General features: G+C 64.5%; 8 protein-coding genes. 3 read left to right on the top strand and 5 right to left on the bottom strand.

Annotated features, from left to right (window positions below; translation table 11 throughout):
• From AC1D1W_RS19760 to AC1D1W_RS19740, 5 genes are all read right to left on the bottom strand, one after another.
• On the bottom strand, positions 1-678 hold a 678-nt coding region (locus AC1D1W_RS19760; RefSeq protein ID WP_476944588.1), incomplete at its 3' end, for a PRC-barrel domain-containing protein.
• A 603-nt stretch (positions 679-1,281) separates the two neighbouring features.
• The gene (locus AC1D1W_RS19755) at positions 1,282-1,629 is read right to left on the bottom strand and encodes a hypothetical protein (protein WP_476944587.1); all 348 of its coding nucleotides are present in this window, start codon (positions 1,627-1,629) and stop codon (positions 1,282-1,284) included.
• 159 nt (positions 1,630-1,788) lie between these two features.
• Positions 1,789-2,235 (bottom strand): Hsp20/alpha crystallin family protein, encoded by a 447-nt coding sequence (locus AC1D1W_RS19750; RefSeq protein ID WP_476944586.1) that lies wholly within the window; start codon positions 2,233-2,235, stop codon positions 1,789-1,791.
• Positions 2,236-2,567: 332 nt separating this feature from the next.
• Positions 2,568-2,834: a GlsB/YeaQ/YmgE family stress response membrane protein gene (locus AC1D1W_RS19745; protein WP_028276267.1), complete on the bottom strand. Its 267-nt coding sequence runs from the start codon at positions 2,832-2,834 to the stop codon at positions 2,568-2,570.
• A gap of 201 nt (positions 2,835-3,035) precedes the next feature.
• Positions 3,036-3,473, bottom strand: coding sequence for a MarR family winged helix-turn-helix transcriptional regulator (locus AC1D1W_RS19740; protein ID WP_476944585.1), 438 nt, complete (start codon positions 3,471-3,473; stop codon positions 3,036-3,038).
• 380 nt (positions 3,474-3,853) lie between these two features.
• Between AC1D1W_RS19740 and AC1D1W_RS19735 the strand changes: the two genes are divergently transcribed.
• The 3 genes from AC1D1W_RS19735 to AC1D1W_RS19725 form a co-directional block, all read left to right on the top strand.
• Positions 3,854-4,693, top strand: a complete 840-nt coding sequence (locus AC1D1W_RS19735) for a hypothetical protein (protein WP_476944584.1) — start codon at positions 3,854-3,856, stop codon at positions 4,691-4,693.
• 8 nt (positions 4,694-4,701) lie between these two features.
• Complete coding sequence (locus AC1D1W_RS19730) at positions 4,702-5,103, top strand: phage holin family protein (RefSeq protein ID WP_043435594.1); 402 nt, start codon at positions 4,702-4,704, stop codon at positions 5,101-5,103.
• A gap of 19 nt (positions 5,104-5,122) precedes the next feature.
• A partial coding sequence (locus AC1D1W_RS19725) for a DUF3618 domain-containing protein (protein ID WP_476944583.1) occupies positions 5,123-5,335 on the top strand: 213 nt, incomplete at its 3' end.

Here is a 5,335-nt window from a genome sequence, read left to right as displayed (position 1 = left end):
GGCGCGGTGGGTTCCGGTGGTGTCCTGTCGTGTCGTGGGTGGCGTTGCGGCGTCGGTGGTGGGTGTCGCTGTGCCGTATCCGGCTGTGCCCGTGGCGTCGCGGGTCTCGGCGCGGTCGGTATCAGTGGCGTCGSGGGTCTCGGCGCGGTCGGTATCAGTGGCGTCGCGGGTTTGGGCGCGGTSGGTTCCGGWGGYGTCCTGTCGTGTCGTGGGTGGCGTYGCGGCGTCGGTGGTGGGTGTCGCTGTGCCGTATCCGGCTGTGCCCGTGGCGTCGCGGGTCTCGGCGCGCTCGGTTCCGGAGGCGTCCTGTCGTGTGGCGGATGCTGCGTCAGCTGTATCCGCGTCCGTGTAGGTGCGTCCGCTGTCCATCCGGTAATGCTGGTAGAGCCGGTCTTCCTCGGCAGGCTCCAGAGGCCGATCGGCGTCGATCCTTGGCGCGTCCTTGACCTGATTTTTGTTGTACGGGACGACGATGTCATTGCCCTCCAGCCGAGCACCCTCGAGGGGAACAAATGATTCCGACATCCCGAACAGGCCCGTACGAACGGTTACCCAGCTGGGCTGGCCGGCTTCGTTGTCTACGAAGACCTGGCCGATGGAGCCGATCTTTTCTCCGTCTCCCGACAGGACATTTGCGCCTTGGCTGAGCAGACGGTCAATTTGTTCGGTGGTGAGCATGACCTCTCCTTGGATCTCTTCGGTTGAAATAGTGGCTCCGGTCAGGAGCCCCTGATGGACCGCCCGACCGGTACCGGACAGGACCCTTTGGTGCTGTCCGGTGCTTGGGAAGCGTCCGCGGCACTGCGAACTCCGGGAGGGGCGATGATCAGCCGGCAGTGTGCTCAGCTGAGAACTTCCGAGGCCGACCCGCAGTTCTGGCACGGTCAGGGTCCTGCGCGAGACCTTCGCGAGCGGCGGCCTGAAGCCGAAAGAGAGCGGAGACTGGGGATGAACGTTGTCGCCACCGCCAGTCCGGCTTGGAGCCGGTGGGAAATGTCCAATGGAATGCGCCGCCATTCGATTAGGAGCTGGGACCGGTCCCGTCGCGCAGGGAGTTCTCCCGCGCCGTTTTCCGTGTTATATCACGAGCCCGGCTAGATTAGGAAGCCCCCTTATGAATAGGTGGGCTCCCGGCGGCTGGGCTCCGCCGGAGGGCACGCTGGGAAGCCCGGCGCCCAAGAGACGGGCCGGTGAGGACACCCGTGGCGGRCATTCCAGGCCGTACAGGTGGGGTCCTTGCGCGAGGCGATGGCGGAGAGAGAATGGTGAACTGGACCAGGTCTAGTCTTGGTCCAGTTCGTCGAGCAGGGACTTCGCTGCGGCGGCGATGTCATCGTAGTTATTCTGGGCGGCCCGGCCCTGGATGGCGAGAATCGCGCAGCGATGCAGCCGGCGGAAATCACCGAAGGGAAAGCTGTAGCGCCCCTTCGTGTCGTGCGTCTTCTCGGCGTCTTCGCCCAGATGCCACGTGCCGTACTCCTTGTACCCGTGCTTGTCGATGAATGCGTTTTCTGCCTCGGCGTCGGGCGCGTGCTCGCTCCAATCGTCACGGGTATCCCGGGCAAACCTCGAGTCCTTGATGAGCTGCCGAGCATGACGCAGCGCCGCGTCGTTGATCTTGATAGTCATGAGGTGGTTTCCGCTCTGTCTCAAATTTCCGGGGCGGGGGCTGCGGAGGCGTGGCGAGGCTGGGCGCCAGTGCACCAAGACCGGCCGCCCCTTTGCCATGCCAGAAGGCGCACGCGGTCGCCGGTGGGTGCCGGGTGAGTCATGTGCCGGAAATGCCGTTCAGGTCACGAAGTTCTCCGGTGCTTCCGGTGACTGGTTTCCACCGCGGGAGACGTGGACTTTCGTGGCGGACGGTCCGGACTGCTCCGGGATTTGGGCGCGGATTTCCAAGACACCGTCGATGTAGCTGGCCTCCACGGTGTCAGGGTCCGCGCCGCGGGGCAGCGGGACGCTTCGCGAATATTCGCCGTACCGCACTTCGCTTCGGTAACCCGGTTGATCCTTGTGCGCGGGCTCGGTGCGCCGGGCAGCGATATTCAGGCTGCCCTCGGTGACGGTGATATCGATGTCCTTGTCCGGGTCGATGCCGGGGATGTCGGTTCTGACCACCAAGGTGTTTCCGTCCCGGTATTCTTCGACCCTGAGCCAGGTGTCCGTCTCGCCTTGCAGGAAGCGCCGGACTGGTTCGGRCACGTCGATGCCCGTGCGGCGGAATAGGTTGTCCATGTCTATCTCCTTGCTGTTTAGCATCTCTGGTCTCACGGTGCCGGATGCGCGCGGAGCAATGACTCCTGCCGCTTTGGCGACTACTACTTACGACGGCGACGCCGGAACCGGCCGTCGGAGCTGCGCTCGGAGGCTTTCAAAGCTTGTTCTCGGCGAGGCGTTGCGGGCGGTCGCCCGGCATGAGGTGAAACGTCATGAGGTTGGACTCGGCGGCGCGGGCCGAGAAACGCCGGGAGTTTCCTCCCGGGGTGTTCCAGAACCGGCCCGCAACCGTCTGACAGAAGTCGCAAGGCGTCCTCAGCGGCAGCCCTGCATCCGGAGGTTCGAGGCTGCTACGCCCTGGTCCTGCGACCGGCAAGAGCCCCATAGATCAGGAGCACAATAACGGCCCCGAGGATGGAGAGGAGCCAGGTCCGCAGGTCAAAGAAGTCAGCGAGCCCTCCGCCGAAGATCAACGAGCCGATCCAACCTCCGAGGATTGCGCCCACGACGCCAACAACGAGTGTGATCAGCCAGCCGCCTCCTTGACGGCCGGGAAGGACCGCCTTGGCGATAGCTCCGGCGATAAGGCCGAGAATGAGAAAAGCGAGAATTCCCATCTTTGTACTTCCTTTCGGTAGACCGGTCGTGGAATGCGGCCGTACCGGCGATTTAATCAGCATGCATAGTAACGCGCAATACCCGGCTCAGCGGCCTTCTGTCTTGCTCGCCCCTTGCCGGTCCGAACTGCATTGGAAGCGGCGACTGGCCGTGGCGCCGGGCGGGGGAGGCTCAGTGGCAACCAGCCGCGGGAGGCTAGTTCATTGGTGCCGGAGGCCGTCCTTGGGCGGGGAGGGCACGTCGAGCCTGGGGTGCCGGGCCGTGGAGCCTGGGGCGCCGGGCCGTGGAGTCTGAAAGAAATCCACAAACCGGGCGAGTTGCTCAGACAGTGCCTCCCACCCGTCGAAGTCGGCGGGAACGGCCGCACGCTCAGCCCTGGAGGCCGCTTGCAGTGCCGCCGTGCCGGCGTCGGTAATCTCAACCTGAAATTGGCGCCGATCCTCAGGGTTTCGCGTCCTCGTGACCAGACCCGCGTCCTCGAGCCGGGCAAGGACGCGGCCGAGCGTTTGGCTTTGGACATGAACTCTTGCGGCGAGCTGTTCCTGGTACATCGGGCGGGGTGCCACGGCTTCCAGCGCGATGACGGCGGCACGCGTCAACCCCAGTGGCGCCAGGGCGTCGTCGTGGAGGCGTTGCACTAAACGGGCCGCTGAGGTTAGAAGCCGGTAACCGTCCCGGGCGTTGGGCTCACGGGCGAGTATCACGAAGAAGACCTTCCTGATTGGGTGGCAACGAAAGTCACGCTGCCTGCGACGTCGGCACGAAGCGCCGACGCTGGATACCCACCCTATGCATGCCGGGCTCCCTTTTGGCAAGTATGCTTACTATTTTTCACGCGCAGCCTACAGGCGCGCGGCGATTCACCCAACGGGCGGAAGGTGGACCGTCCGATTTTCGTCGAGGCCTTGCGCGACATATAGCAAGTGTGCTTAGTATCTAGTTAGTAACCGTGCTTACTAATTTCATCCGGTAGCGCTAGTCACGATCCCAAGCGGACCATTCCTGAAAGAGAGCAACGATGACACAGAATCCATGGGCCCAGGCAGCACCCGAAGCTTCCCCGGACCGGTACGCCGGTGTTGGAGTTGTGCCCCCGCAAGGCACGGGACGTGCTGACTCCAAACAGGAAGCGGCCAAGGACGAAGCTGCGGACGTAACGCGGCACGCGGCAGACGCTGCCCAGAACGTCGCCGGGACGGCCAAGGCGGAGGCAGTCAACGTTGCCGCCGAGGTCAAGACCAATGCCCGGGACCTGCTGCACCAGGCAAAGTCCGATCTCACCGAGCAGGCAGGAACCCAGCAGCAGAAGGTCGCCGAAGGTCTGCGGTCCGTCGCCGGCGAATTGCATTCCATGGCTGCCGCTTCTGACCAGCCCGGCGTGGCCAGTGACCTCGTCCGCCAGGCTGCCGAGCGCTCCTCCGCTGTTGCGTCCTGGCTCGATGGCCGGGATCCGGGTTCGCTTCTGACCGAGGTAAAGTCCTTTGCCCGGCAGCGCCCGGGCACCTTCCTCCTGCTCGCGGCTGGAGCCGGTGTCCTGGCTGGGCGTCTCAGCCGCAGCTTGAGCGCCGGCGCCCCCGAAGCGACGGGCGCTACCGCTACCGGCACGTCCACTGCTGGCCGGATCCCCGATACCGGGGTAGCGGTTCCGCCGCCGCCGGTACAGATGCCCGCTCCGCACACCACGACGGCGGGCCTCGCTGACACCTACCCGCCGAATCCGCTGGACTCCGATTTGGGAACTCCCGATCCGCTCCGCGACGCCGGGCAGGGCCGCCGGTCCTCAGAGTCCGTGGCCGGCGAGCCATTGCAGCAGGCTGATCCGCTGCGCGATGACCCCTTTGACGGTGGCCGTCGATGAGCAGCGAAATGCCTCCCACAGCCGCGCAGGCAAAGGCTGAATCGACGTCCCTGGGTGACCTCCTCGGTGAGGTCACACGGGACATGTCCACCCTGATGCGACAGGAAGTGGAACTGGCCAAGGTCGAACTCAAGCAGTCCGCCACCCGGGCAGGCAAAGGCACCGGCATGCTCGCCGGCGCCGGCGTCGCTGGCCATTTCGTGCTCCTGTTCCTGTCTTTGGCGCTCTGGTGGGCGCTGGGGATCGTGATGGGACTGGGCTGGTCCGGCGTTGTTGTCGCCGTCATCTGGGCAGTTGTCGCCGCCGTTCTGGCAGCCATGGGCCGCAAGGAACTGAACGCGATCAAGGGCATGCCGAGGACGGCTGAAACCCTCCAGGAAATCCCGCCCACCCTAAAACCCAACTCCTAAGATTCAGCGAGGAAACACGATGAGCGAAAACCCGGATGTCATCCGAGCAGATATTGAAGCAACCCGTGCCCGCCTGGGCACAAACGTGGACGCCGTCGCTGACAAAGTCACGCCGTCGCATATCGTCCAGCGGCAGACGGATAGAGTCAAAGAGAACGTCAAAGACGCCGTCTTCGGAGTAAAGGATAAAGTCATGGGAGCCGCAGACCATACCGCCGACCACGTCCACTCC

It is taken from the genome of Arthrobacter sp. P1_B4, assembly GCF_056406555.1.
This window is presented reverse-complemented; position numbering and strand designations above follow the sequence as displayed.

What these genes read in the sequence shown, in the direction of transcription:
- AC1D1W_RS19755 (WP_476944587.1), bottom strand. Translation starts at nt 1,629, where the DNA reads ATGACTATCAAGATCAACGACGCGGCGCTGCGTCATGCTCGGCAGCTC.
- AC1D1W_RS19735 (WP_476944584.1), top strand. Translation starts at nt 3,854, where the DNA reads ATGACACAGAATCCATGGGCCCAGGCAGCACCCGAAGCTTCCCCGGAC.
- AC1D1W_RS19730 (WP_043435594.1), top strand. Translation starts at nt 4,702, where the DNA reads ATGCCTCCCACAGCCGCGCAGGCAAAGGCTGAATCGACGTCCCTGGGT.
- AC1D1W_RS19745 (WP_028276267.1), bottom strand. Translation starts at nt 2,834, where the DNA reads ATGGGAATTCTCGCTTTTCTCATTCTCGGCCTTATCGCCGGAGCTATC.